General features: G+C 49.0%; 21 protein-coding genes and 1 riboswitch. Of the genes, 11 read left to right on the plus strand and 10 right to left on the minus strand.

Annotated elements, in window-relative coordinates:
- Positions 1 to 122: 122 nt before the first annotated feature.
- Positions 123 to 224, minus strand: a riboswitch (TPP riboswitch).
- A gap of 40 nt (positions 225 to 264) precedes the next feature.
- The 5 genes from V7P87_RS14360 to sbcB all read right to left on the minus strand — a co-directional run bounded on the left by V7P87_RS14360 (position 265) and on the right by sbcB (position 4,694).
- Entirely contained in the window at positions 265 to 1,383 is a 1,119-nt protein-coding gene (locus tag V7P87_RS14360; RefSeq protein ID WP_333798035.1) for a nucleotidyltransferase domain-containing protein, read from the minus strand.
- Entirely contained in the window at positions 1,370 to 2,245 is an 876-nt protein-coding gene (locus V7P87_RS14365) for an HprK-related kinase A (RefSeq protein ID WP_333798036.1), read from the minus strand. The genes V7P87_RS14360 and V7P87_RS14365 overlap by 14 nt, the downstream gene beginning before the upstream one ends.
- Positions 2,235 to 2,474 carry a hypothetical protein gene (locus tag V7P87_RS14370; protein WP_333798037.1) on the minus strand — a complete coding sequence of 80 codons (240 nt, stop codon included), beginning with the start codon at positions 2,472 to 2,474 and terminating at the stop codon, positions 2,235 to 2,237. Before V7P87_RS14370 ends, V7P87_RS14365 begins: the two co-directional genes overlap by 11 nt.
- Positions 2,475 to 2,490: 16 nt before the next feature.
- Positions 2,491 to 3,087 carry a hypothetical protein gene (locus tag V7P87_RS14375; protein ID WP_333798038.1) on the minus strand — a complete coding sequence of 199 codons (597 nt, stop codon included), beginning with the start codon at positions 3,085 to 3,087 and terminating at the stop codon, positions 2,491 to 2,493.
- A gap of 179 nt (positions 3,088 to 3,266) precedes the next feature.
- Entirely contained in the window at positions 3,267 to 4,694 is a 1,428-nt protein-coding gene (gene sbcB / locus V7P87_RS14380) for an exodeoxyribonuclease I (protein WP_333798039.1), read from the minus strand.
- A 158-nt stretch (positions 4,695 to 4,852) separates the two neighbouring features.
- Here sbcB and V7P87_RS14385 point away from each other — a divergent pair, with 158 nt between their 5' ends.
- Positions 4,853 to 5,830 carry an endonuclease gene (locus tag V7P87_RS14385; protein WP_333798040.1) on the plus strand — a complete coding sequence of 326 codons (978 nt, stop codon included), beginning with the start codon at positions 4,853 to 4,855 and terminating at the stop codon, positions 5,828 to 5,830.
- Positions 5,831 to 5,964: 134 nt separating this feature from the next.
- Here V7P87_RS14385 and V7P87_RS14390 read toward each other — a convergent pair whose 3' ends face one another.
- Positions 5,965 to 6,201, minus strand: a complete 237-nt coding sequence (locus tag V7P87_RS14390) for a YdcH family protein (protein WP_333798041.1) — start codon at positions 6,199 to 6,201, stop codon at positions 5,965 to 5,967.
- Positions 6,202 to 6,392: 191 nt separating this feature from the next.
- Here V7P87_RS14390 and V7P87_RS14395 point away from each other — a divergent pair, with 191 nt between their 5' ends.
- The 5 genes from V7P87_RS14395 to V7P87_RS14415 all read left to right on the plus strand — a co-directional run bounded on the left by V7P87_RS14395 (position 6,393) and on the right by V7P87_RS14415 (position 13,909).
- Positions 6,393 to 7,439, plus strand: a complete 1,047-nt coding sequence (locus V7P87_RS14395; protein WP_333798042.1) for an isoaspartyl peptidase/L-asparaginase family protein — start codon at positions 6,393 to 6,395, stop codon at positions 7,437 to 7,439.
- Between the two features lie 95 nt (positions 7,440 to 7,534).
- Positions 7,535 to 7,954 (plus strand): CBS domain-containing protein, encoded by a 420-nt coding sequence (locus tag V7P87_RS14400; RefSeq protein WP_260656556.1) that lies wholly within the window; start codon positions 7,535 to 7,537, stop codon positions 7,952 to 7,954.
- A gap of 131 nt (positions 7,955 to 8,085) precedes the next feature.
- Complete coding sequence (hrpA, locus tag V7P87_RS14405; RefSeq protein ID WP_333798043.1) at positions 8,086 to 11,961, plus strand: ATP-dependent RNA helicase HrpA; 3,876 nt, start codon at positions 8,086 to 8,088, stop codon at positions 11,959 to 11,961.
- A 104-nt stretch (positions 11,962 to 12,065) separates the two neighbouring features.
- Positions 12,066 to 12,365, plus strand: coding sequence for a PilZ domain-containing protein (locus tag V7P87_RS14410; RefSeq protein ID WP_260656554.1), 300 nt, complete (start codon positions 12,066 to 12,068; stop codon positions 12,363 to 12,365).
- A gap of 182 nt (positions 12,366 to 12,547) precedes the next feature.
- On the plus strand, positions 12,548 to 13,909 hold the full coding sequence (locus V7P87_RS14415) for a YjiH family protein (RefSeq protein ID WP_333798044.1): 1,362 nt from the start codon (positions 12,548 to 12,550) through the stop codon (positions 13,907 to 13,909).
- Between the two features lie 89 nt (positions 13,910 to 13,998).
- Here the strand turns inward: V7P87_RS14415 and V7P87_RS14420 are convergent, their stop codons facing one another.
- Both V7P87_RS14420 and V7P87_RS14425 read right to left on the minus strand, forming a co-directional pair.
- Positions 13,999 to 14,571 carry a YceI family protein gene (locus V7P87_RS14420; protein ID WP_333798045.1) on the minus strand — a complete coding sequence of 191 codons (573 nt, stop codon included), beginning with the start codon at positions 14,569 to 14,571 and terminating at the stop codon, positions 13,999 to 14,001.
- Positions 14,572 to 14,808: 237 nt separating this feature from the next.
- Positions 14,809 to 15,999 (minus strand): class I SAM-dependent rRNA methyltransferase, encoded by a 1,191-nt coding sequence (locus tag V7P87_RS14425; protein ID WP_333798046.1) that lies wholly within the window; start codon positions 15,997 to 15,999, stop codon positions 14,809 to 14,811.
- Between the two features lie 222 nt (positions 16,000 to 16,221).
- On the opposite strand from V7P87_RS14425, the gene V7P87_RS14430 reads away from it, so the two are divergent.
- Positions 16,222 to 17,292: an NAD(P)H-quinone oxidoreductase gene (locus tag V7P87_RS14430; RefSeq protein ID WP_333798047.1), complete on the plus strand. Its 1,071-nt coding sequence runs from the start codon at positions 16,222 to 16,224 to the stop codon at positions 17,290 to 17,292.
- A 26-nt stretch (positions 17,293 to 17,318) separates the two neighbouring features.
- Here the strand turns inward: V7P87_RS14430 and V7P87_RS14435 are convergent, their stop codons facing one another.
- Both V7P87_RS14435 and metG read right to left on the minus strand, forming a co-directional pair.
- Complete coding sequence (locus V7P87_RS14435) at positions 17,319 to 18,752, minus strand: MFS transporter (RefSeq protein ID WP_333798048.1); 1,434 nt, start codon at positions 18,750 to 18,752, stop codon at positions 17,319 to 17,321.
- Between the two features lie 132 nt (positions 18,753 to 18,884).
- Positions 18,885 to 20,951, minus strand: coding sequence for a methionine--tRNA ligase (gene metG / locus V7P87_RS14440; protein WP_333798049.1), 2,067 nt, complete (start codon positions 20,949 to 20,951; stop codon positions 18,885 to 18,887).
- Positions 20,952 to 21,151: 200 nt separating this feature from the next.
- On the opposite strand from metG, the gene apbC reads away from it, so the two are divergent.
- From apbC to V7P87_RS14460, 4 genes are all read left to right on the plus strand, one after another.
- Positions 21,152 to 22,219: an iron-sulfur cluster carrier protein ApbC gene (gene apbC, locus V7P87_RS14445; protein ID WP_333798050.1), complete on the plus strand. Its 1,068-nt coding sequence runs from the start codon at positions 21,152 to 21,154 to the stop codon at positions 22,217 to 22,219.
- Position 22,220: 1 nt separating this feature from the next.
- Complete coding sequence (dcd, locus tag V7P87_RS14450; protein WP_333798051.1) at positions 22,221 to 22,817, plus strand: dCTP deaminase; 597 nt, start codon at positions 22,221 to 22,223, stop codon at positions 22,815 to 22,817.
- 203 nt (positions 22,818 to 23,020) lie between these two features.
- Complete coding sequence (locus tag V7P87_RS14455; RefSeq protein ID WP_333798052.1) at positions 23,021 to 23,899, plus strand: DMT family transporter; 879 nt, start codon at positions 23,021 to 23,023, stop codon at positions 23,897 to 23,899.
- A gap of 154 nt (positions 23,900 to 24,053) precedes the next feature.
- Positions 24,054 to 25,629, plus strand: a 1,576-nt coding sequence (locus tag V7P87_RS14460; RefSeq protein WP_333798053.1) for a DUF3300 domain-containing protein, incomplete at its 3' end; no start/stop codon positions are given.

Genomic DNA, 25,629 nt, shown 5'->3' on the forward strand with positions numbered 1-25,629 from the left:
GGGTTAAATTAAATTGCTTATCTGGAGTGAGTTGGAGTAATGACGGCTTAAGCTACAACTTTGCCGCTGCATAATAGGTTGCCAATAACTTTGTGCAAAAAGCCAAGGCAACGGTGAGGTGGATGCACATTACCCTTGTTCCCTTCGCAGGTTCTAGCCTGATCAGGTTCAACGGATCCCGCATAATGCGGTCTCAGCCCAAATGGGCACTCCGACAAGTGGGACTGAGTATAATGATTTGGTTACGTTAAATTCAAGCGTGATTTACTTTTTGCTGTGCTGGTCGGTGTTCTTATCCAGGATATTACTGCCAAAGAGGGCACTGAGTATTTGCCGGTAAAACTTGCGGCCAAGATGTTTTAATAACAGCCAGAGCGGCATTTTCAGGTAATGGCCGCGCAGTAATAACATAAAATCAGCCAGCGTATCGCTGCTATTGGCAAAAGCTTGGTGCTGCGGCACGAGTTTGTGCATAAAAATATAATCAAGCAGGCGCAGCTGAAACCGGCTTGGCTGGTAGGGCTCGAGCGTTTTTATCACATGCTCAGGCACTGCTAAAAACAGAATGTTCTGGTTATAACGCAGTGCCAGCAACAGCTCAGTGGCAAAACCAGTCTGTATTGCGAGCTCAACTAATTCTTGCCAGAACTCAGGGGTTTGATATTGCTCAATAATCAGATACAAGTCGGTCAGATCGCGAAAACCGTGTTTAATTTCTTCGCTGAGCATCAAGTGAATAGTGCTATGTAATAACATAGCCGCCGGGCTAAATACGCTATAACCAGCACTGGTTTGTTGGGTATGGTGGAAAAACAGCTGAATATCCGGCGCCCGGCCTGTCATCAGCGGCAATAAATTATGATGCACGTCGAGTAAGGTTCCGCGACTGCCATGACGCAGTGGCGGTATTTCATGTGACCAGACGCGATAGTATTTCTGGTCGTATTCATCGAGATCTTCGGCGAAAAAGCCGTATAAACAAAGTTCACGTTCGATTTGCGGCAAACTTTGTTTGTCGACTAACAGATCAATGTCACTATATGTGCGGCCACGCCCCACAGCGGCATCATCTAACAGTGAATAGGCTGCCCCTTTTAAAAACAACAGATGTGGCGTAAGAGGTTGCAGCAAAGACTGCAGTAGTTTGGCTTCGTATTGCACCTGATGGTATTGTTTTTGTGCTATCAGTTCGGCATTTTTCAGATGATTCTGTACATACTGTGGCAGCGCATCTGTAAGACCATGTTGATCTAACCGCCAGCCAAGCCTGGCCAGACATTGCTGGTCACGTAGGATCCGCACTATAGTGGCCCAGTCTTCTAACGCTAAAGGACCGGGATCTTTGCCTAAAAACAGCTGAATAATCAGGTTATGGCTGCGCATAAGGCAGTACATCCTGTTGCAGAAATTCAGCCAGTTCAGCCACCTCAGTGTAGGTCACTTCGTAGTTCTGACAATGCTCCACCAGCTGCACAATAGTGTGGAATCCCTGGCTACCGGCAAGGCTAAAATTAAAGGCATTTTCCGCCAGCGCCATAAAAGCCTGAGCCTGGTTTAATGCTGTGACTTGCAGCGGCTGCGCTTTTTGGTATTTGGGAAAAACAATAGCAACCACTTCGGCAGGTTCGGTATGTTGTTGCCAGCTTTGCACTGGCGGTGACAAATGCACCACATCACCTTTGTGGGTGTTTTTTGCTATTGTCGAAAACCTTCCTTGAGGGAACCATTGCCGGGCAAGATCAATCGACTGATTTTTAAGGCATATAGGGCGCACAAAAGGAACCACCTGATTGGTGCCCGGAATAAGTAACGCCATTTCATCGGACAATAAACGCCAGCCGTTAAAGGCAAGCCAGGCGGTGAGGGTACTTTTACCAGAACCTGGCGGCGCCGGAAACAACACTGCTTTGCCATCTTTGGCCAGTACTGCGGCATGTACTATGACAAACCGCATCTCAGAAGTGGCAATACACCAGTTCATGCCCCATTCCAGCAAGGCAAAACCATTATCGATGTCAATCGGCTTAAAGGGTTCCTGTTGATCTGCAAGAAAACGCGCTTGCGGCCGCACGTATTTGCGCAGACCGCTGCCGGAGCTTAAGGTCAGATAATAATCAGGGATACCTGGTGTTGTGGAAAGCAAATCAGCATAAATCTGCTGTAAATTCGCAGTAACTTTGCTGATATCTGTGCGGATCTCAAAGCAAAAAGGCGAAAGATGAAGGTATCTGACGTCAAATGTCATCGGCAGTACTCAGGGTATTTAATGCCGCTTCGGACAAAAACAGCTTCAGGCGCTGTATCACCAATGGGGTTTGTCTGAGTTCAGAATTGACATCAGACAGTTGCTGCAAAATGTCAGAAAGCGGCAAACTTAAGGCTAAAGTTTCACCGCTATACATATGAAAAAAAACAGTGCCTGAGTGATCGGCAAAATGATGAATTACAACTGCTGGCCCAAACCATTCCGTCATTGCAGACAACTAAGGACTAAGCGTGGTAATTGTCAATAATAGTGCTCAGTTCGCTGCCCAATTTGCTTGGATTTAACAGTGCTTTGTTGTAAAGATACTTGGCAAAGTCGCTGGCAGTCGCAAAAGGCTGGCCAAAACCAATAATAGGGTAGTTGATACCAAAATAACCGTGGTTAATGGCGTTCAGATACATACCAACCATATGGAAGTTGCAGTTGCCAGCGCCTTTGTTGGCAGGATCGCCAACCAGAATTTCTCCAAAAGTTAAGGTTTTTTTCAATGAAGGCGACCCCATTTTTGTGAAAGCTCTGCCACCAAAAATGGTATAAAAATTCAGTTTATGGAATTGTAAATGATGGTTTGACCAATAGCCTGGTGACAGCAACTCAATAGGGTCGCCACCAGAAAAATCAGAACCGTGGCCTGAGGCGACAATAGACTGAGCAACACCACCACCACTGGCCCACACTGAACGAGCAGGCAGACTGGCAATCACTAAACCTGCAGTTGCTCTTGTCAAAAACTGGCGACGCGACTTGCCAGATCCTGTGGCATGCGCAGAGACCGAAGAAACGGATGATTCGACTGACTTGTTTTCGGGTTGCTCTTGCATAACTTCCTCCTGATACAACAGCACTGAATTAAGCATAATTCATGCCATTATATTATGCTGTTGTCGCCTATAGGTTTTTTGCCAAATCCAGCAAAAAAATTCCTATCTTTGTAAACTGGATTGACAGTTATCCTACGCCTGTTCTGGGTTTGAGTCCAGTTGGACGCTGCAGGTTTATGCTAACCACCAGCGACAAAACGATACAGCGCCTGCAGCAGTTGTAGCTTTTTCTCATTTCCCTGATGCTGTTCAACGGCGTTTTCCAGCGCGATGGTAAACTCTTCCAGCGTCAGAGACGGATTATCCAAACCCAAAGTTAATTTATCATGACAATAACGCTGCCATTTTTGCAGCTCGTCGTAGTTCAGGCTGTCTGGATAATTGCGGGCGCGGAATCTGAACAACAACTGATTAAGCCTATCGTCCTGAAACAGCAGTGGCGTGACCGCAAGCTGCTCCGGGCTCAGCTGATGCAGGTATTGCATCAATTGTTTGTCCTGGTCACTGCAAAAACCCTGATACAACGCATAATCGGGGTTGGTTTCTGCTTTAAAGTCGCTTTCGAGCTGATAAACTTCCACCACTTTTTGTTGCAGTTGCCGGTGTTGGCGTAACCAGTCCAGATGGGCAAGACAAGCGGCCCGGTCGATACCAAGTTCAGCTGCTCTTTGTTCAGATAAGGTTTTGGCGTTGGCAAGCACAGGGCATTTATTCAGATGCACCAGTTTTAACCCAAGGCGCTGCTCGTCTGGGGCCAGATCAGCCGTTTTGCGGTACAGCAGCTGATGTAATTCGGCCGCCGGCAATTCCAGCAGCGGTCTTGGGTCTGCCTGCAGATTAAAACAAATCACAGCGTTTTTATTGGTTGGATGATAAGCCAGCGGCACTATCCAGCTGCAGCAGCCCTGCGAGGCTGGGAACTTGGACGAAACGTGCACCAGTGGCATCATGGCCGCCACATCAATCAACGCCTGAACCTGCGTTTTTCTGCGAAGTTCATACAAATACTGGAACAGTTTTGGCTGTTTTTCTTTAATCAGCTTAGCTATGGCTATAGTGGCGTACACGTCACTTAAGGCGTCGTGAGCTTGCTCGTGGGTCAGGCCATTGGCTTTGGTTAAATCTTCCAGCCGGAAACTTGGACTGCCGTTGTCATGCATAGGCCAGTTGATGTCGTCCGGTCGTAACGCATAACAGGCGCGCACTACATCAATCAGATCCCAACGACTGTTACCCTGTTGCCATTCACGGCCGTAAGGGTCATAAAAGTTACGCCATAAACTGTAACGCGTGACTTCATCGTCAAAACGCAGGTTGTTGTAACCCACTACACAGGTTTCAGCAGTACTGAACTGCGCCAGTATTTGCTGCATAAAACGAACTTCCGGCAGACCTTTTTTCTGGCACAGCTGCGGGCTAATACCTGTGATCAGCGCTGCTACCGGATGGGGTAAATAGTCGGGTGTCAGCTGGCAATACCACATTTGTGGTTCTGCACAGGGGTTTAGTTCCAGATCAGTACGAATACCGGCAAACTGCGCCGGACGGTCTTTTTTTGGATCCGCGCCCCAGGTTTCATAATCGTGAAAGTAAAAAGTAGCTGGCAAAATACACCCCGGTGACAGGCAAAACTGGCGGCAGTATAAGGCAAAGTAAAGCAGGCGCAAATGCAATGCCTTGATTTTGTTGCCCCGGGGCAGCTGTGGCATAATGCCGCGCTTTTTAGCAAGACACTGTCGTCTGTTATTCAACAAGAGTGGGTTTTATGTTGTTGCGGTTATTCTGCGTGTTATCTGGCCTGATGCTTTCAGTACCTTTGCTGGCCGCTCCTGATGATTTTAATGAAGCAAAAAGGCTGGCGCAGCGCATTTATGCCGATGAAAGCGAAACTTTTTATTGTGCTTGTCCGCTGCGCTGGCAAGGCAGTAAAGGCATACCCGATTTAATATCTTGTGGTTACAAAGTCAGAAAAAATGGCCCAAGGGCCAGTCGGGTTGAATGGGAGCACGTGGTACCGGCCCATCATTTTGGTAAAAGCCTGAGCTGCTGGCAGCAAGGCGGACGTGATCAGTGTCAACAGTCAGATCAGCGGTTCCGTTTGATGGAAGCGGATTTATTTAACTTAAAACCGGCCATTGGTGAAATAAACGGCGACAGAGCCAACTTTGCTTTTGCAGAATTGCCGTCACAAGCGCCACAGTATGGCGCTTGTCCATTTAAGGTCGATTTTCAGCGTCAGCTGGCCGAGCCGCGTGCTGAAGTACGCGGTGATATAGCGCGGATTTATTTTTATATGGCGGATAAATACAAGCTCAATCTGTCAAAAGCGCAGCAGCAGTTGTTTATCAGCTGGCATCAGCAAGATCCTGTAGACGACAGAGAGCTGTTATTAAACCGCCGTATTGCCCAGCAGATGGGGCATCCGAATTATTTTGTCACTGGCACCCGTACTTGGAGCCTTGATTACCAGCCTACAGGTTATGGTTTATCTGCGCAGCTGGAACCTCAGCATCAGGCAAAAGTCAAAAGCCCTGAGCTAACACAACAGACTGCTCACAATAGCGTGGCTGAGCAGCGCAATCAGGACAATCAGCTTCAGGTGCTTGGCAATCAGAACAGTAAAATTTACCACTTATCCACTTGCCCCGGTTTTAGTCAGGTCAGTAGCAAAAACCAACGTTGGTTTAGCACTGAACAACAAGCGCTGGCGGCTGGGTTTCGTAAAGCAAAAAATTGTGACTAACAAAAGTCAGGCTGCAGACACCTGATGGATTGCTTCTGTATCGGACATAACATAAAAAAGTAAAAGGCGTATAAAAACGCCTTTTACTTTAATGACCAGCGAACAGAGGATGCTTCATCTGCAAAAGCCGGTTTTTAGCCCTGAATAGCGCTAAATAAATCATCTTTTAATTTCAGCCGCAGCTTTTTGCGCTGTTCCAGATAATCATCTGAACTCACTTCAGTGCCTTGTTCAATCCGATACACTTCATGATCCACATCGTGGTACTCGGCAAATAACCGGGCAAAATGATGATCTGTAGTTTTGAGCTGATGAATACGTTCACGATATTCCGGAAATTCCTGCACCAGACTATGTTTTTCTAATGTCATATGTTTACCCCTTACGTCAGGCTGGCAGCCTGTTGATGTTGTACTGACATCATGCTAACAAGCTGGTTTGACACTGTTTTGATTTAACGCAATCTTTTGCTGATTGACCGCAACAGCTTGTGCCTGCATTGCAATTGAGTGCGGGTTCGGGGTATCACTGTTTTATTGATAATCAATTTCCGGGTGAAAATATGCGTTTTTCTGCTTTGATAGTGTCGTTGGCTGCTGCGGCTGTCAGTACTGCGGTGATGGCCAATACACCTTATGCCATAGTGATCCACGGCGGTGCCGGCACTATCAACAAAGCTGCGCTGACGCCTGCCCAGCAACAAGCTTATGAAACTGCACTAACCGAAGCAGTCAATGCCGGATATCAGGTATTGGAGCAAGGGGGCAGCAGTATTGATGCTGTTACTCAGGCCGTGTTGGTGATGGAAGACTCGCCGCTCTTTAATGCCGGCAAAGGTGCGGTGTACACCTATGAAGGGGGCCACGATCTGGATGCTTCTATCATGCGTGGTGACAATCTGGCGGCAGGGGCTGTGGCTGGTGTCACCACAGTGAAAAATCCGGTGTTACTGGCGCGCGCTGTGATGGAAAAGTCGGAGCATGTGATGTTATCAGGTAAGGGCGCCGAAGAATTTGCCAAGCTTCAGGGTTTAACGCTGGTTGATAACCGTCATTTTGATACCCAGTTTCGTTATGAAGCACTGATCAAAGCCAAAGCCGCAATGGAAAAAGCCGAAGCGAAAACCCCGCACCAGGCATCAGTAAGGTTGTCTGCTGGCTGGAGCCCCGCCTGGAATATGGGCACAGTGGGCGCTGTGGCGCTGGATAAAAGCGGCAACCTGGCCGCTGCGACCTCAACAGGCGGCATGACCGCCAAAAGATACGGCCGTATTGGAGATGCGCCTATTATTGGCGCCGGTAATTTTGCCGATAACCAAAGCTGCGCCGTCTCTGCCACCGGCCATGGTGAGTTTTTTATCCGTTACCGTGTTGCGGCTGATATTTGTGCCAGAGTGAAATATGCAGGTGTTAGTGCGGCAGAAGCGGCCAACCAGGTGATCCATCAGGAGCTGGTCAAAGCCGGTGGTACCGGTGGTGTGATAGTGATGGATAACAAAGGCAATATCAGCTGGCCCTTTAATACCGAAGGCATGTATCGGGCAAAACGTACGGCAGGTCAGCTGCCTGAAGTGGCTATTTTTCAGGACCTTGCGAAAAAGTCACAATAGCAAGGCTGAACTTTCGATTATGCACTACGCTTGAAACAGCAGCACAATAATTGCTGCTTTGAAAACGCCAGTGGTGTTGTTATTGAGGGGGAAGCATGAACTTATTAAAAGTGGCAGACCAGATGAATCACCATCCCGTCACTTTCGCGGCCGACATGACGCTTGAGACTGCAGTTGACAGGTTAGCCGCGTCCGGCCAGTTAGGCGGGCCAGTCATCGATAAAAACCATAAAGTGGTTGGTTTTTTATCAGAGCAGGATTGTCTGGCGCGGATGTTATTGTCGTCTTATCACGATCAGGTGAGTGCCCATGTCAGCGACGTCATGCGCACTGAGGTGCTGACGGTGAAACCTTATACCGGCATTATTGATTTGGCTCAGCAGATGCTGGGCGCTAAACCAAAAATTTATCCGGTGGTTGACGACAATGGGGTATTGCTTGGTGTGATCAGCCGTACCGACGTATTAAGGGCCATAGATCAAGAATTACATTCACATTATCGAGCTGTGAGTTAAGCTTTGTTGTTTGCTTTTTCCGCGCTCTGGCTTTGGATGAACGCTTATCTTGCTGTGTAGGGCTGAGTTTGCTGGATTTGCCTTCACGAAACTTGTTAGCATAACGCCCTCTTTGTGATGAGGGCGTTGTTTTGACTGCTGCTGTAACTGTATCTGCTTTATTTTCCCAATTAGCCGCTTGTATGCCAAAAGACCGTTTTGGTCTGAAAAAGCGTTTGCATGGTGCTGAAAAACTAGGCGCCGATGCTTTGCCAAAAGTGCTGGAAAAAATTGCCGCTGACATAGACCACTCTGCTGCGCTCAAATTAAAGCGCCTTGCCACAGTGCCGGGCATCAGTTATCCAGCCGAGCTGCCGGTGGTTGGTAAAAGGGAAGATATTAAAGCAGCGATAGCTGCACATCAGGTGGTGATTATCGCCGGTGAAACAGGCTCGGGTAAAACCACGCAGTTGCCAAAAATTTGCCTGGAGCTTGGCCGTGGTGTGGAAGGCTTTATAGGCCATACCCAGCCACGAAGGCTGGCAGCGCGCAGTGTGGCGCAGCGACTTGCCGACGAGCTGCAATGCCAGCTGGGTGATCAGGTGGGTTATAAAGTGCGTTTTGGCGATCACAGTTCGCCTTTGTCGCATATCAAACTGATGACAGATGGTATTTTGCTGGCGGAAATTCAGCAGGACAGATTTTTAAATCAGTACGACACCATCATCATCGACGAAGCACACGAACGCAGCCTGAATATCGACTTTTTACTTGGTTATCTGAAACAGCTGTTGCCTCGCCGCCCCGATTTAAAACTGATCATTACGTCAGCAACCATAGACCCACAGCGTTTTTCCAAACATTTTGACAACGCCCCTGTGATTGAAGTGTCGGGTCGCACTTATCCGGTGGAAGTCAGATACAGAGCGCCGGTGGATAACGATGATAAAGACGCTGATCAGCTGCAGGCCATTTTTGATGCGGTAGAAGAGCTGTACCGCGAGCCGCCCGGTGACATTCTGATTTTTTTAAACGGTGAACGCGAAATACGTGACACAGCCGATGCACTGGAAAAACTCAAACTGCCACACACCGAAATTTTGCCGTTATACGCAAGGTTAAGTGCCACTGAGCAAAACCGTATTTTCCAAAGCCATGCCGGCCGTCGTATTGTGCTGGCCACCAACGTGGCGGAAACCTCGCTGACTGTGCCTGGCATTCGTTATGTGATAGATCCGGGCACAGCCAGGTTGTCACGCTACAGTTACCGCTCCAAAGTGCAGCAACTGCCTATTGAAGCCATCAGTCAGGCCAGTGCTAATCAGCGCAAAGGCCGTTGTGGCCGGGTGGCAGCCGGTATTTGTATCAGGCTGTATAGCGAAGAAGATTTTTTAGGCCGGCCGGAATTTACCGATCCGGAAATTTTACGCACCAACCTTGCGTCCGTTATTTTGCAAATGCTGGCGCTGGGGCTTGGTGATATTCAGCAATTTCCGTTTTTACAAAAGCCTGACAGCCGTTTTATTAACGATGGCATTCGTTTACTGGAAGAGCTGGGTGCTCTGAAAACTGCACAACAGGGCAAACTGGCGTTATCGCCGCTTGGCCAGCAGCTGAGCCGGCTGCCGGTCGATCCTAAACTGGCGCGTATGGTGCTGGCAGCAGCCGGCAATGGTGCTTTGCGCGAAGTTCTGGTGATCACCGCTGCGTTGTCTATTCAGGACCCACGCGAAAGGCCTTTGGATAAACAGCAAAAAGCCGATGAATTACACGGCCGTTTTACCGAGCCGGATTCTGATTTTGCCTCGATGCTGAAACTCTGGGATTACCTGCAGGCGCAGCAAGAGGCGCTCAGTAACAACCAGTTCCGCCGCATGTGCAAAATGGAGCTGCTGAATTACCTGCGGGTGCGCGAGTGGCAGGATTTATTTGGCCAGTTATCACAGGTGTGTCAGGAGCTGCAGTTTAAACTCAATAGCCAGAATGCCGATTATCACAGCATTCACAGCGCTATTCTGACTGGTTTATTAGGGCAGATTGGCCAGCGTGACACTGAAGCAGATTATCTGGGGCCAAGACAAAGCCGGTTTTATGTCTTCCCAGGCAGTGGGTTATTTAAGAAAAAACCCAAATGGGTGATGAGCGCCGAGCTTGTTGAAACCAGCCGTCTTTACGCCAGAACTTTGGCCAAAATTGAACCTGAATGGATAGAGCCACTGGCGCAGCATCTGGTAAACCGCAGTTATGCTGAACCGCACTGGGAGAAAAAACGCGGTGCTGTTATCGCCTACGAGCAGGTCACTTTGTATGGCCTGGTCATCGTTGCCAAAAGGCCGGTGCTGTACAGCAAAATTGATGAGGCTTTGTGTCATCAGTTGTTTATCCGTGAAGCGCTGGTGAATCAGGAGCTTGGCCTTAATGAAGCATTTTTAGCTTATAACGCCCGGTTAATTGATGAAGTCACTGAACTTGAAGATAAATCGCGCCGGCGCGACATTCTGGTGGATGAAGAAACCCTGGCCGGTTTTTATGCCGACAAGGTGCCACTCTGGGCCAATAACAGGGTAGATTTTCAAAAATGGTGGCGTACGCAAAAACAAAAAGATCCGGCCTATCTTAATTTTGACCCGGATAAACTGCGTAAACACAATGCAGACAGCATCACCGAAGACAGTTATCCGGAATTTTGGCGGCAGGACAATTTAACCCTGCCGCTGGAATATCATTTTTCCCCAGGCGCGCCGGACGATGGTGTCAGCCTGATAGTGCCGCTGACTTTACTCAATCAGCTTAAAGATGAAGGTTTTGATTGGCTGATCCCGGGCCTTCGGCATGAACTTTTGGTGGCACTGATTAAGTCTTTGCCCAAAAGCCTGCGCCGTAACTTTGTGCCGGCACCCAATTATGCAGACGCTTTGCTGCAAAGTATCAAGCCGGAAGATGGTCCTTTACTTTCTGTGGTATCACAGCGCTTAAAACGAATGAGCGGTGTCACTATTGCTGAAGAAAACTGGGAGCTGAGTCAGCTCGAACCACATTTAAAATTTAACTTTAAAGTGGTGGATGACAAAGGCAACACGCTTAAACAAGGTCGTTCGCTGGCGCTGTTAAAACAACAGCTGCAGGGCAAGGTACAACAAACGCTAAGTGCGGTGGCAGAGCAGGGTATAGAGCAAGACAAGCTGACCGAATGGAGTTTTGGCGAGCTGCCACGCGAATATATCAAGGTACAAAGCGGTTATCAGATCAAAGCTTTTCCGGCGCTGGTTGATGAAAAAGACAGTGTGGCGATTAAACTGCTGGATAACCCGGAGCAGGCACAGGCGTTGTCAAAACTCGGGCTTCGGCGTTTGTTGCTGCTGAATATCCCATCTCCGGTAAAATACCTGCAGGATTCGCTGCCCAACAAAGCCAAACTGGGATTGTACTTTAATCCTTTTGGCAAGGTGCTGGAGCTGATTGATGATTGTATTGCTGCCGGCGTGGATTTATTAATAGCCTCGAACCCCTGGCCGGAAAACAACGAACAGTTTTTACAGCTGCGCGATAAAGTGCGTGCCGAAATTGGCGATACAGTGCTGCAAATAGCGCTGAAAGTTGAGCAAATTCTGACCATAGGTCATGAAATTTCGAAAAAACTTCGGGGCCGGCTGGATTTAGCCCTGGCTTATGCCAATGCCGATATTAAACAGCAGCTTGATACCCTGCTATTTAAAGGTTTTGTTTCGGCCCATGGCGCCGCCAAACTGGATGATGTACGCCGTTATTTGCAGGCGCTGCAAAAACGGCTGGAAAAATTACCGGTAGACCCACAACGCGACCGGTTAATGATGCACGAGTATCAAAAAGCCGAAGACGCCTATAAAAATCTGCTGGGCAAATTTTCCGGTAAGCCAATACCAGCCGAAGTTGAAGCCATTCGCTGGATGCTGGAAGAGCTTAAAGTGTCGTTATTTGCGCAGCAACTGGGCACACCTTATCCCATTTCCGGCAAAAGGGTACTGCTGGCAGTGCAGGAGCTGAAATAAGCAGGTGAAGGATCTGTGGCTGGGACGGTGGCGGAATATTGCCTTTACAGCATCTGTTATTGGCATTATAACAATGCAGAGCCCACGCAAAGCCTGAGGATTGTATGCTGAGCAGAAACGACAAACGCAATTATTTTAGGATGATGATTAATTGTGATGTGCAGATCCTGATCAATGATCCGGAATCAGGCCGGGAGCTTGACGGCATCTGCCGTGATTTAAGCGCCACCGGCATGTCGGTTGAAGTCGACGAGCCGCTGGAAATGGGCATGATGCTGCATGTCCGGCTTGATTCGAATAACCCCAGCGTGGCACCGCTGGACGCCCATGCCAAAGTGGTGCGTTGTGCCCAGGAAGGCGAAGATTTATACCTGTTGGGTTTATTGTTTATTGAACTGAATTAGTGATGGTATTGGCGGTCTGCGCGGGAACGACCCACATAAATGCCGCCCATCTGTACCAAAACCGCTGACCTGAAGCTGTTAAAAAATCGGCAGTTGTACGTGAAGAGCGTGTTTTCTGGATGACAGCCAGCGCGAAAGTCTTTACCCTTGCCGCAATTTTAATCGAGTTAACCAGATCCCTTATGTCAGAGTCCAAAGCCATCAATTATTTCAGCTGGCGTCATCTCGCCATCCTTACTCTCCCTTCTGCGCTTGGACTTTTTTTATTTATGACCCCTATTCCGGCGGAAAAGGGTTTAACCATTCCGGTTGCTGTGCTGGCCAACTGGTTAAAAACCACACTGGGTAGTGCCATGCCGTGGATTTTGGCTTTGATAGTGACCAGCTCTGCTTTATTGACACTCTGGACACAAATAAAACCTGCGGCATTTATGCAGCATACACTGTGGCAAAAACTGTTTAAACCTGCGCCTGTCTGGCTTTGGGTACGTTTAACAGGGGCTGTGTTTATTGTGCTGGCGCTTTTTGCCATAGGGCCAGCGGCGATTCACAGCAGCGCCACCGGCGGTTTGGTATTTCATGATTTATTGCCGGTGCTTCTGTGTGTTTTTGTGTTTGCCGGTTTGTTTTTACCATTACTTCTGAACTTTGGTCTGTTGGAAATGATAGGCACCCTGATGACCAACATTATGCGGCCGGTATTTCGGCTGCCTGGCCGCTCGGCGGTCGACTGTATGGCTTCCTGGCTCGGCGATGGCAGTGTCGGTATTCTGTTGACCAGTAAACAATATGAAGCCGGTTTTTATACAGCACGCGAAGCAGCGGTAATTGGCACGACATTTTCCGCAGTTTCTGTGACCTTTTGTTTAGTGGTCCTTGGGCAGGTAAAACTTGAGCATATGTTTGTGCAGTTTTACGGCACCATTTGTCTGGCCGGTGTGGTCGCCGCTATAGTGCTGCCTTATCTGCCACCACTTCGAAATAAACCCGATACCTTTATTGACGGTTTTGACCATATGAAAGCTGAAGGCGGCCATTTTAGCCGTACTTCAGTCTGGAGCCGTGCCTTATCCCATGGTTTACACCGTGCCAGTATGGCGCCCGGTGTCAAAGCCACCGCCAAAGAAGGGGTGGAAACTGTGCTGGATATGTTGTTTGGCGTATTGCCGGTGATTATGGCCGTGGGTACCTGTGCTTTAATCATTGCCGAATACACACCCATTTTCAGCTGGCTGGGGGCGCCTTTTGTGCCCTTATTTGAACTTTTACAAATTCCTTTTGCCGTGGACGCATCCAAAGCTGTGATGGTGGGTTTTGCTGATATGTTTGTGCCTTCGATCCTGATTGCCGAAGTGCCCAGTGACATGACCCGTTTTGTTATAGCGGCTTTGTCGGTGACCCAGCTGATTTATATGTCGGAAGTGGGCGCTTTATTACTTGGCAGTAAAATTCCAGTCACTTTATTGGATTTATTGCTGATTTTCCTGCTGCGTACGCTGGTGACTTTGCCGGTGATTGCCGGTATGGCGCACTTACTGTTTTGACTTTGTTGCTTAAGTTGCTTAAAAAGTACAGATAAAAAAGACAAGCTTGGCTTGTCTTTTTTTATGCACCTGGTCGCGCTACAGCAGCTTTATTTGCGGCTAAATTCAACGTTAAAGGTAACGGGCACCAGCAGGCTGATATCGTTTAATTTGGCGATGTCCTGCAATTTACGTACACCAGCGTCCAGTTGGAAAGCCGCGCTATTAACCAGTACAGGTGCAGTAGTGCTTGCCTGAATTTTATTGTTGCTGAGTTTAGTCAGCGTCAGCTGCACTGGTAAAGACTGAGTTTTATCCAGCAGTGTTAAGCTCAGTTCAGTCTGATGCTGCATGCTGGCGCCTACAGTTAAATCAGACAGCAATTTAGGTTCAATTTGTGCACTGGCGCTGATGGTTGGGAAATTTTTGGCATTAAACACATGTTCCAGCATCCGCTCGTTACGAATAGGGATCAAGGTATCTAAAGTTGTTACCGGAATTTGCACCAAAACCTTGCCATCATCAGCCCAGTTGCCAGACAGCTGACTGAATTTATGTACTTCAGCCACGGTGCCGTTTTTAACAGAGACAAAACGCAGTTGTGATTGAGCGGGTTCCAGCTGCCAGGCTGCCTGGCTTGCAAAAGTCGTGGAAAGGGCCAATGCGGCCAATAATAAACGCATAACAACTCCTGTCAGATAATCAATTGCCGCAGTGGGCAAGAATGAAACAAACGCCGGCTGATGGTAACCAAGTCGGGCGCCAACAACCAGTAAAATCGCCGTTTTATACCATTTGCTGCGGTGGATGTAGTGGTTTGGCTGGCAGCATTCAATAACTTTTCAGCAACGCTTGTGTAAAAAAAGCCGGAGCGACCTTTTGGCCACTCCGGCTGGATGTTTCATACTGCCAATGGCGACTTATTGAATAATACAGACCAGACCTTTTAAATAATGGCCTTCCGGGTAGAAGCTGGCGATAGGATGATCTTTGGCCTGACTTAACCTTTCAATAAACAAACAGCCACGATTGGCATCAAGGGCGGCGTCCGCCACCACTTTCTGGAATAAACTTTCTTCCATTAAACCTGAGCAGGAGAAGGTTAATAACAAACCACCTGGTTTGACAATTTGCATCGCCACCCTGTTGATGTCTTTATAACCACGGCAGGCGCCAACCAGCTGACTTTTGTTTTCGGCAAATTTAGGTGGATCTAAAATCACCATATCAAACTGTTTGCCTTCGTCTTTATATTGGCGCAGTAATTTAAACACGTCAGCTTTGGTCATGGTCGCGTTGGACAAGTCCAGCTGATTCAGTTCCATATTGCGCTGTGCTGTGGCGAGCGCTAAATCCGACAAATCGGCATTGGTCACATGAGTGGCACCACCTGTTAAAGCGGCGAGGCCAAAGGTGCCGGTGTAGCTAAAACAGTTCAGCACAGTTTTGCCTTTGGCATAACGGCCAGCGGCAGCACGGCTGTCACGTTGGTCCAGATAAAAACCGGTTTTGTGGCCATTGACCACATCAACCAGAATATTCAGACCGTTTTCTTTAATCACGACTTCGCCGCTGTCACGGGGTAAATGTAACCAACCGGTGCGCGGTTCTAAACCTTCTTTTTTACGCACATCCACGTCTGAGCGTTCATAAATGCTATAACCGTCAAACAGTTGTTTTAATGCGGCCACAATATGTTTGCGCTGCCGTTCAGCACCTGCGCTTAACAGCTGACAGACCAGCACATCGGCATATAAATCAATGGTCACACCTGGTAATGAGTCCGACTCAGCCGCCACCACCCGGATGCCATTGGTACGGCTTAAGTCAAAAAGTTGCTGACGTACAGCCCAGGCCTGAGCAATGCGGCGCAGGAAAAACTCTGCATCTATCTGCTCGTTGGGGTCGAAGGTCCAGACCCGGGCCCGAATTTGTGAATTGGGCGAATAAGCACCACGGGCTACAAACTTGCCATCCGCGCTCAGAATATCAACAGTGTCGCCGGAATTTGGTGTGCCATGCACCTGTTTGACGGCTTGTGAAAACACCCAGGGATGGCGGCGTTTTAACGACTTGTCACGATCGTTTTGTAAAATGATGCTGGCGGTCATAAAAGGGGCTTCCGGCTAAAAAGAAAAGACGCGCATTTTAAGCACGAAAAGCGCAAAGCTAAAGTAAAACTTATGTTGTTGTGCTGATGTTGTGTTGATGTTGTCTGGTGTTTTGCCGCTCTGGCCTGCCCTCAGGCTGGATACCACCACAAAGAGATGTGAGTTATAGTGAATAACCGCCTGAGTCGGGCGCAAAAAATCACGCCTATTCATGGAGTTCTGATGTCAATGTTAAGCACTGATACAAAATCTGCTTTAAGTTCAGTCAATACCACAATGCGTGCCATCAACGTGCTAAGCCCGGGCCCTGACAGCAAACTGGTGGTTACCGAGTTGCCCGTCCCTGTGCCCAATGCCAGTCAGGTGCTGGTGAAAGTGGCGGCAGCAGGGGTGAACAGGGCCGATCTCGCCCAGCGCGCTGGCATTTATCCGCCGCCGCCGGGGGAAAGTCCAATTTTGGGGCTGGAAGTAGCCGGCACTGTGGTGGCTTTGGGAGATGTCAGTTTAGAACCTTGGCTCGGGCAGGAGGTGTTTGGCCTGGTGCCAGGCGGTGGTTATGCCGAATATGCGCTGCTTCACAGTGGTCATTTACTGAAACGTCCGGAGAATGTGAGCGCAGTTGAGGCGGCGGCAACAGCAGAAGTGTTTTTAACCGCTTATCAGGCGATGTTTGAACTGGGCGGATTAACTGCAGGCGGTGCAGTGCTTTTACATGCCGGAGCCAGCGGTGTTGGTACTGCTGCCATCCAGCTGGCTAAACTGCAACAGGCGACTGTGGCCGTGACTGTTGGCTCAGATGATAAAGCAGATGCCTGTCGTGACCTGGGGGCAGATTTTTGTATTAATTATAAAAAAGCTGATTTTGTCAGCGCGCTTCAAGCGGCTGTGCCTCAGGGGTTTCATGTGATTGTAGACCCGGTCGCCGGTGATTATATTGCCAAAGATCTGCAGCTGTTGGCACAGGATGGCCGTATTGTGGTGCTGGCGATGATGGGCGGTCGGCAGGTACCGGCTTTTGATTTGGCGCCAATGTTTAAAAAACGTGGTCAGCTTTTGTGTTCAACGCTCAGAAACCGCAGCGACGCTTATAAAACAGCGCTTTGCAGCGCCTTTCACCATCAGTTTGGCGATGCTTTGGCTGCAGGGACCATCAAACCAGTGATAGCTCAGGTATTTGACTGGCAACAGGCAGAGCAGGCGCATCAGTTACTTGCCAGTAATGCGGTGGTTGGCAAACTGGTGTTAACCCTCAGCCCTCCAAACAAGGGGGAAGAAAGGCTGAAGGTTGGCTAAAGCTTAGCTTTTCTGGCGCAGTTGGTTCAGGACGTTTTATTATCTTTTGATGCGACTGGGGTAGGGTCATCAGGCGCTGTTGTAACCTGCTCAGTCTGAGGTGGCACGGGTTCAGCGGTTTCGCTGCTGGCGACGGGCTCTGTTTCAAACACCAGCTCCTGCTGCACACCCTGACCGGGTTCAGCAACAACCACTTCCGGCTCGGCCATCAGTTGTTGTTGTGCTGTGGCCTGATCAACCCTTGGATCTAAAGCGGCAGCCAGTGGCGACGACACTAAGTCGCCCGATGCCATCACATAATCTTTAGGCTGGGATTTCTCCTGTTGTTTTTGCTGATAATTGACCTGAGTTAAGCGTAGGAACAACAAGGCCGCCACCAATGCCATAAAAGCGTATAACATGCGGCTGCCGCCAAATTGCATAAAAGCGGACGCAATCAGCGGGCCTGTGCTGGCGCCAAGGCCAAAGGTCAGCAAAATAGTCGCCGACAGCGCCACCCGTTCATCCTGTTCAATATTCTGATTGGCAAGGGCAGTCGCCAGCGGATAAAGGGTAAAAGCCAGCACGCCAAAACAAAAGGTAAACACCAGCTGCAGATAGCCCGACAGTGGCAACACTGCCATTCCCAGCACCAAAGTGCCCAGCAGCACAGTATTGGTGCGAATAAGCCTGGAGCGGCGAATTCTGTCTGATAATTTACCCATTGGCCACTGCGCCAGTAAACCTGCAATGACTGTAGTTGCCATATAAGCGGCAACCTGCTCGGTATTCATGCCCTGGGCTGCGGCAAAAGCCGGTGCCAGACCATAAAAAGAACCTACTATCATGCCGGCCAGCGCAATAGTGGTCAGTGATTGCGGCACTTTCAGCCAGAACGTCTTAATTTTTAACGGTGCAGGGCGCATAGGCTGTGGGTGAATACGGCGGGTCAGCGCCAAAGGCACTATACAAAGCGCAAAACAAATTGCGACCAGCAACAATGGTTTGATGGTCAGTTCCGGGTTTAAACTCATGGCGCCCTGACCCAGCACCAGGCCGAGATAAGACACAATCATATAACTTGCGAACACAGTGCCGCGGTTTTTGCTGTCTGCTTGTTCATTCAGCCAGCTTTCCAGCACCATGTATTGGCACATCATACAAATACCGACCATCAGCCGAAGCAGTAACCAGACATTTAAATCATCAATCAGCGCATGACCGAGCGCCGACGCCGTCACTATGCCTGCGGTTGCGACAAAAGCGCGGATATGGCCCACTCGGGCAATCAGGCGGTGGCCAATTTTGGAACCAGCCACCAGGCCAAGGTAATAAGCCGACATCATGGCGCCTATCCAGATTTTGGACACATCAATAGCGGCCAGGCGTAAACCCAGATAAGTGGTTAACAAGCCCGCCGCCAGTACCATCAGTAAAGTGGCGAGGTATAACGAAGAAAATGAGCGGATAGTGGCAGACATCTGCTGTCCTTAAGCCTGTCGGGATTTGCTTATTCTAACAAAAACAAATTTGGGGAACTGAATTTACATCAATAAAATCAACAATAAGCTGATAAAAACAGGGCGCTGTATTTGGCAGCGCCCTGATTGGGTTTATTTCACCTGCATACCAGGGGTTGCACCATCATCCGGCGTCAGCAGGAAAATATCACTGCCACCAGGGCCTGCCGCCATCACCATGCCTTCTGACATACCAAACCGCATTTTACGGGGTGCCAGGTTGGCCACCATCACAGTTAACCGGCCGACTAAATCTGCTGGGTCATAAGCAGACTTAATACCGGCAAACACCTGACGGCTTTCAAAACCTAAATCCAGTTGCAGTTTCACCAGTTTGTCGGCACCTTCGACATGTTCGGCGCTGACAATTCGGGCAACCCTTAAGTCGAGTTTGGCAAAATCATCAAACTGAATCATCGGTGCTAAAGGTTCAAAAGCTGCGGGATCTGCAGTGCCTGACGTTCTTACTTCGGTTTTGTTATCCGCTTTTACCGCAGTTTTTGCAGGCTCAGCGGCCTGTAAATTTTCTTTGGATGCATCAACCATGGCTTGCACTTTGACTGGATCAACCCGCTGCATCAGCGGTTTAAAAGTATTGATTTTGTGACTTTTCAGCGCTGTCTGGTAATTATCCCAACGCAATTCAATATTTAAAAAGGCTTCTACTTCAGCGGCCATGGCCGGCAGCACTGGTTTTAAATAATGCATCAACACGCGGAACAGGTTGATGCCCATAGAACAGACCTGATGGGTTTCCAGCTGTTTGCTTTCATCTTTGGCCAGCACCCAGGGCGCTTTGGCGTCGATATACTGATTGGCTTTGTCTGCCAGCGCCATTATGTCGCGGATTGCGCGGGCATACTCACGTTGCTCAAATGCTGCAGCGATGCTTTCTCCCTGCGCCACAAAGTCGGAAAGTAATTCAGGCTCGGCAATGTCGGCAGATAAAGTGCTGTCGAATTTTTTGCTGATAAAGCTGGCGCAGCGGCTCGCGATATTAACCACTTTACCCACTAAATCGGCGTTCACTTTTTGCGAGAAGTCATCGAGGTTTAAATCCAGATCCACAATGCCGGAAGTGAGTCTTGACGCAAAATAATAACGCAGATACTCAGGGTTTAAGTTATCCAGATAAGTACGGGCCTTGATAAAGGTACCACGTGATTTGGACATTTTGGCGCCATTCACTGTGACAAAACCATGGGCAAAGACGCTGCTTGGTTTACGGTAACCGGCACCATCTAACATGGCGGGCCAGAACAGACTGTGGAAATAAATAATGTCTTTGCCGATAAAGTGATACACCTCAGCGTCAGAATCCAGTTTCCAGAAGTCGTCAAAGTTAATACCGGTGTTATCACAGAGGTTTTTAAAGCTGGCCAGATAGCCGATAGGCGCATCTAACCAAACGTAAAAAAACTTGCCCGGTGCACCTGGAATTTCAAAACCAAAATAAGGCGCGTCGCGGCTGATATCCCACTGCTGTAAACCTTCTTTAAACCATTCCTGCAGTTTATTGGCCATTTCACTTTGCAAAGAGCCACCGCGGGTCCAGTCCTGCAACATTTGCTCAAAAGCGGGTAAATCAAAGAAATAATGTTCTGAATCTTTTAATACCGGTGTGGCACCTGATACCACAGAACGTGGGTTTTTCAGCTCAGTCGGGCTGTAGGTTGCACCACAGGCGTCACAGCTGTCGCCGTTTTGATCCACGGCACCACATTTAGGGCAATCGCCTTTGACAAAACGATCCGGTAAAAACATCTGTTTTTCCGGGTCAAACAGCTGGCTGATGGTTTTACGTTTGATATAACCACCGGCGTCCAGCTTTTGATAAATTTCACTGGCAAAAGCGCGGTTTTCATCACTGTGGGTACTGTGGTAGTTATCAAAACCAATCAGGAAATCTTTAAAATCGGCCTGATGCTCAACGGACGTTTGCGCAATCATTTGCTCCGGCGTTAAACCCAGTTGTTGTGCTTTAAGCATAATAGGGGTGCCGTGGGCGTCATCAGCACAGACGTAATAACATTGATGACCGCGCGCTTTTTGAAAACGCGACCAGATATCGGTCTGAATATATTCCAATAAGTGGCCTAAATGGATAGGACCGTTGGCGTATGGCAGGGCGCTTGTGATCAAAATTTTACGTTGCGTCATCAAATCAAACTCTGAATGCATAAATAACTGAAAAGAGATGACAACATGATACAATAACGGCCGTTAAAGCGCACTCCCGCTGCGGCAGTTCTGCCCGCTTTTCTGCTAGCAGCACATCGTATTTTTAGTTTTTTTCTGTCACGGCAGTGGCACAGGCAAAAACCCCAGAACATAAACTGGTTTTTGAACGCAGGTATCCGATGTTTGGTTGGTGGAAAAATAAAAACACAACAAAGCTCAGCAGCGCCCAACAACAGGTGCTGGATCAGTTTCAGACTGATGAAATGCCGGTGGCCTTATCACAGCTTGCCACTGATATAGAGTTTTCTGATAACCGTCTTTTAATTCAATTACCTTTTGCAGCGGATGCTATGTTGCCGTTATTGCAACAAGCCATGGCTGCGGCGGGTTTTAACGGTGAAGTAGCACTCAGGTATCAGAATCCGGTACCGCCAAGCCTTGGCAACATCCGCCAGGTCATCTTAATTGCGTCAGGCAAGGGCGGTGTAGGCAAATCCACCACGGCTGTTAATCTGGCTATTGCGATGGCACAGCAAGGTGCCAAAGTAGGGCTGTTGGATGCCGATATTTACGGGCCTTCGATTCCGACTATGCTGGGACTGGTTGGCACTAAAGCAACCTCACCGGATGACAAACATTTATCTCCTGTGCATAAATTCGGCATTTTTATGCAATCTATCGGTTTTCTGGTTGACCCACAGGCTGCGTCGGTGTGGCGTGGCCCTATGGCGAGCCAGGCGCTGCTGCAACTTTTAAATGAAACGCTATGGCCTGAGCTTGATTATCTGGTGGTCGACATGCCACCTGGCACAGGGGATATTCAGCTGACATTGTCACAAAAATTGCCTGTGGACGGCGCTGTGATAGTGACAACACCGCAGGATGTGGCTTTGGCTGATGCGCAAAAAGGTATTGCGATGTTTCGCCAGGTGAATATTCCGTTACTGGGCCTGGTGGAAAATATGAGTTATTACCAGTGCAGTAGTTGTGGTCATATCGACGACATTTTTGGCTCACAAGGTGGGGTAGCGTTAGCAGAACGTTATCAGGTGGCGGTGCTTGGCCAGTTGCCACTTCAAAAACAAATTCGGCAGCACAGTGACGAAGGTGTGCCTATAGTGCTAAACAAAAATGAACAATGTGCTGAAATTTATCAGAAAATAGCCAGGCAATTGATCTTCGCTTTATACTGGCAAGCCCAGCACAAAATTGCCCAACAACCACAAATTATTATAACGGACGATTAACATGAGACTGTGTGACCGCGACATTGAACGCTATCTGGCAGATGGCAAAATTTGTATTGAACCTATGCCGTCCCGCGACATGATCAGCGGGGTGAGTGTGGATATCCGCCTGGGGCATAAATTCAGAAGTTTTACCGCTTACGCCGCACCTTTTATTGATTTAAGCGGGCCGCGGGAAGAAGTACAACAAGCACTGGATTCAGTGATGAGTGAAGAGCTGGTGCTTGAAGACGATGAAGCATTTTACCTGCACCCAGGCGAGCTGGCGCTGGCTGTTACGCTGGAGTCTGTCACTTTACCGGCAGATATTGTTGGCTGGCTGGATGGTCGTTCCAGCCTGGCGCGGCTTGGTTTAATGGTACATGTGACAGCACACCGCATCGATCCGGGTTGGTCTGGCAATATAGTGCTGGAATTTTATAACAGTGGCCGTTTACCGCTGGCGCTGCGCCCTGGTATGAAAATAGGTGCACTGAATTTTGAACTGATGACAGGGCCGGCCGACCGTCCTTACAACAAAAGAACAGATGCCAAGTATCAGCAACAAACCGGCGCTGTGGCCAGTCGGATCAACCAGGATGATACAACCAGCCGCTGAGTTGTCGCGTTCCCAAAATGAAAAAGCCCATGCAAAAATGCATGGGCGGAAGCAATAAAGCAAAAATGAAGCGCGTTGATTATGCAATAAAACTGCGAAGTCATGCAAGCAGGTTTTTGCGGAAGATTGCAGTTTTACTGCATATTTACCACAAACTGAGTAGCGTCTGTTCATCGGGTCGCTGCTTGCCATGGAGTTGACGGATGTCGTTAATGAATGTCGGGCGTTTGTTGCTGCTGGCGGCTATCTGGGGCGCTTCGTTTTTATTTATCCGCATTGCAGTGCCAGCTTTGGGGCCTTCACTATTGATGTCTGGCCGGGTGTTATTTGCCGCACTCTTTTTGTCGGTGATTGCCATGGTGTTGCATAAAAAATTGCATTGGCGGCAAAACTGGCTGCATTATCTGAAGCTGGGTTTTATTAACTCGGCCCTGCCATTTTTACTTTTTGCTTACGCGGCCACAGTGCTCACAGCCTCGTTATTGTCGGTGTTAAACGCAACAGCCCCTATCTGGGGCGCGCTGATTGGTATTTTGTTTTTCCGCCAGCCGTTGTCCTTTGTTGTGGTTGCAGGCTTGCTGCTCGGTGTTTGTGGTGTTGCCATTTTGGTTGGTTTTGACCCTGTGCTGCTTAAAAGTGGTGCCTTGCTGGCTGTAGCTGCAGCAGCAAGTGCAGCCGGCTGTTATGGCATTGCCACCCATTACACCCGAAGGGCCAAAGCAGTAGAGCCTTTTGCCAATGCGCAGGGCAGTATGTGGGGCGCTGTGTTGGTGTTGTTGCCATTGACTTTGCTACCAGGGCCAGAAACACAGTTGAGCCTGCAAGTTGCCCTTGCGGTACTGGCACTTGGTGTTGTGTGTACCGGTGTTGCTTATCTGTTGTATTTTAAGCTGGTGCAGGAAGTTGGTGCCACACCGGCGCTCACTGTGACCTTTTTGATCCCGGTATTTGGTGTGTTGTGGGGCGCGTTGTTTTTGCATGAACAAGTGGGTTGGCATACCGCGGTAGGTGCTTTGACAGTGTTAACAGGCACAGCGCTGGTCACAGGTTTTCACCCGCGCCAGTTATGGCGTAAGTCCTGAGAAACAAGAAAAATATGAAAGTATCCGGCGAATTCAGAACCTGTTCAGATCCGCTGTGTCATAAGTTTTGATAACTGGGTGCTGTAAGACTGTTGCCCCCAAGTGTATCTGTGTCGTTTTAGCCTGAAGCTGCCAAAGCAGCGGGAGTTTGTTAATGAAAAGCTCAGTGTTACGGTTGTCAACCATGACCTTAAGTCTTGCGATGGCGTTGCAATTCCCGCTGGCAGGCGCTGCAGAGCAAAAGGCAGACTCCGCTAAACGCCAGACAAAAACCATTTCTGCCGGCGCCAGTAAGCAGGCAACATCGCCAAATCCGCAGCAGCAACAGGCCAGTGCCGGTCAGAAGTTATTCAGCCAGGCAGAGCTTGATCAAATGTTGGCGCCTGTTGCCTTATATCCGGACACAGTGTTGTCTCATGTGCTGATTGCCGCTACTTATCCACTTGAAATTGTAAAGGCTACCCGCTGGCTCAGTGCACAAAAAGGCATGACGTCTGAGCAAGCCTTAAAAGCCGCCGAAAATGAACCTTGGGATCCCAGTGTGCGCGCTCTGGTCGCTTTTGCGCCCTTGTTAACCAAGATGAATAACGAACTAGAATGGACTCAAAAGCTTGGAGATGCGTTTTTAATTCAGCAGCAACAGGTGATGGCAACAGTCCAGGCGCTGCGGGAAAAAGCCTATGCTGCAGGCAACCTGAAAGATCAGGAACACATTACGGTGCAGCGACGTGAAAAAGAAAAAGTGATCATTATTGAACCACGCCAGCGCGAAGTAGTATATGTACCTGTGTACGACACCCGGGTTGTGTATGGCGACTGGTGGTGGCGTGATTATCCGCCCATTCACTGGCCACATCCGGTGTATGGCAACCACGCATCTTTGGTGTATTGGGGTTCAGGAGCAAGAGTCTCAACCAGCTTTTATTTTTCCACTTTTTATTGGCCAAGGCGTGAAGTGGTGGTGATTAATCATTACCACAGACCGACCCATTATTACCGTTATGACGATATTATCCGTCATGAAGAACGCCGGCATTGGCGCCACAACCCGCACCACCGTCATGGTGTGGTGTATCACACCAGTTATCAGCCAAACCGTGAATTCAGCGGTGCGGATTACCGGCAGGACGACGTTGGCGAAAGAAGGCGCTGGGCTGCCGAACAGCGCCAGCAACAGAATGTAGCTTTGCCCGGTGATCAGGATATTCAGCGCCAGTATCCAGTTTCTACGCAGGAGCAGGTCATGGGGTCAGATCCTGCCCGCGATGTAGAACGGCTGCAACGCAACAGGGATATAATGCGGGATAACGACAGTAACGCCCTTGTTATTGAACATCAGAACGATGTTATGCTACCGGAACAGACTCAAACTGAGCCGACAGTAGAAAGCCGCACAGAGGACAGACTACATCCCGCCTTAACTGTGTCAGGAGACAAAAATGAGTACAGTCTGAAAGACGCAGGATTGGAACAGGAAATCAGACCTCAGCCTGTGCCTGATATCACTGACAACACAAACTCAGGTATGCCAGCCGACCAGCAGCTACCAACCACAGAGGTTCCGGCCGAGCTGGAACGTACACACAACAGAGATATGTTCAGACCGGTTGAGCCTGTAGTTGAACAACCCCGGCCAATAGAACAACAACCAGAACCTGTATACCAGCAACCAGAGCCAGTGTATCAGCAGCCTGAACCTGTATACCAGCAACCAGAGCCAGTGTATCAGC

It is taken from the genome of Rheinheimera sp., from assembly GCF_036782235.1.
In the GTDB taxonomy this organism is placed as follows: Bacteria; Pseudomonadota; Gammaproteobacteria; order Enterobacterales; family Alteromonadaceae; genus Pararheinheimera.

What these genes read in the sequence shown, in the direction of transcription:
- V7P87_RS14360 (WP_333798035.1), bottom strand. Translation starts at nt 1,383, where the DNA reads ATGCGCAGCCATAACCTGATTATTCAGCTGTTTTTAGGCAAAGATCCC.
- V7P87_RS14365 (WP_333798036.1), bottom strand. Translation starts at nt 2,245, where the DNA reads ATGACATTTGACGTCAGATACCTTCATCTTTCGCCTTTTTGCTTTGAG.
- V7P87_RS14370 (WP_333798037.1), bottom strand. Translation starts at nt 2,474, where the DNA reads ATGACGGAATGGTTTGGGCCAGCAGTTGTAATTCATCATTTTGCCGAT.
- V7P87_RS14375 (WP_333798038.1), bottom strand. Translation starts at nt 3,087, where the DNA reads ATGCAAGAGCAACCCGAAAACAAGTCAGTCGAATCATCCGTTTCTTCG.
- V7P87_RS14385 (WP_333798040.1), top strand. Translation starts at nt 4,853, where the DNA reads ATGTTGTTGCGGTTATTCTGCGTGTTATCTGGCCTGATGCTTTCAGTA.
- V7P87_RS14390 (WP_333798041.1), bottom strand. Translation starts at nt 6,201, where the DNA reads ATGACATTAGAAAAACATAGTCTGGTGCAGGAATTTCCGGAATATCGT.
- V7P87_RS14395 (WP_333798042.1), top strand. Translation starts at nt 6,393, where the DNA reads ATGCGTTTTTCTGCTTTGATAGTGTCGTTGGCTGCTGCGGCTGTCAGT.
- V7P87_RS14400 (WP_260656556.1), top strand. Translation starts at nt 7,535, where the DNA reads ATGAACTTATTAAAAGTGGCAGACCAGATGAATCACCATCCCGTCACT.
- V7P87_RS14410 (WP_260656554.1), top strand. Translation starts at nt 12,066, where the DNA reads ATGCTGAGCAGAAACGACAAACGCAATTATTTTAGGATGATGATTAAT.
- V7P87_RS14415 (WP_333798044.1), top strand. Translation starts at nt 12,548, where the DNA reads ATGTCAGAGTCCAAAGCCATCAATTATTTCAGCTGGCGTCATCTCGCC.
- V7P87_RS14420 (WP_333798045.1), bottom strand. Translation starts at nt 14,571, where the DNA reads ATGCGTTTATTATTGGCCGCATTGGCCCTTTCCACGACTTTTGCAAGC.
- V7P87_RS14425 (WP_333798046.1), bottom strand. Translation starts at nt 15,999, where the DNA reads ATGACCGCCAGCATCATTTTACAAAACGATCGTGACAAGTCGTTAAAA.
- V7P87_RS14430 (WP_333798047.1), top strand. Translation starts at nt 16,222, where the DNA reads ATGTCAATGTTAAGCACTGATACAAAATCTGCTTTAAGTTCAGTCAAT.
- V7P87_RS14435 (WP_333798048.1), bottom strand. Translation starts at nt 18,752, where the DNA reads ATGTCTGCCACTATCCGCTCATTTTCTTCGTTATACCTCGCCACTTTA.
- metG (WP_333798049.1), bottom strand. Translation starts at nt 20,951, where the DNA reads ATGACGCAACGTAAAATTTTGATCACAAGCGCCCTGCCATACGCCAAC.
- apbC (WP_333798050.1), top strand. Translation starts at nt 21,152, where the DNA reads ATGTTTGGTTGGTGGAAAAATAAAAACACAACAAAGCTCAGCAGCGCC.
- dcd (WP_333798051.1), top strand. Translation starts at nt 22,221, where the DNA reads ATGAGACTGTGTGACCGCGACATTGAACGCTATCTGGCAGATGGCAAA.
- V7P87_RS14455 (WP_333798052.1), top strand. Translation starts at nt 23,021, where the DNA reads ATGTCGTTAATGAATGTCGGGCGTTTGTTGCTGCTGGCGGCTATCTGG.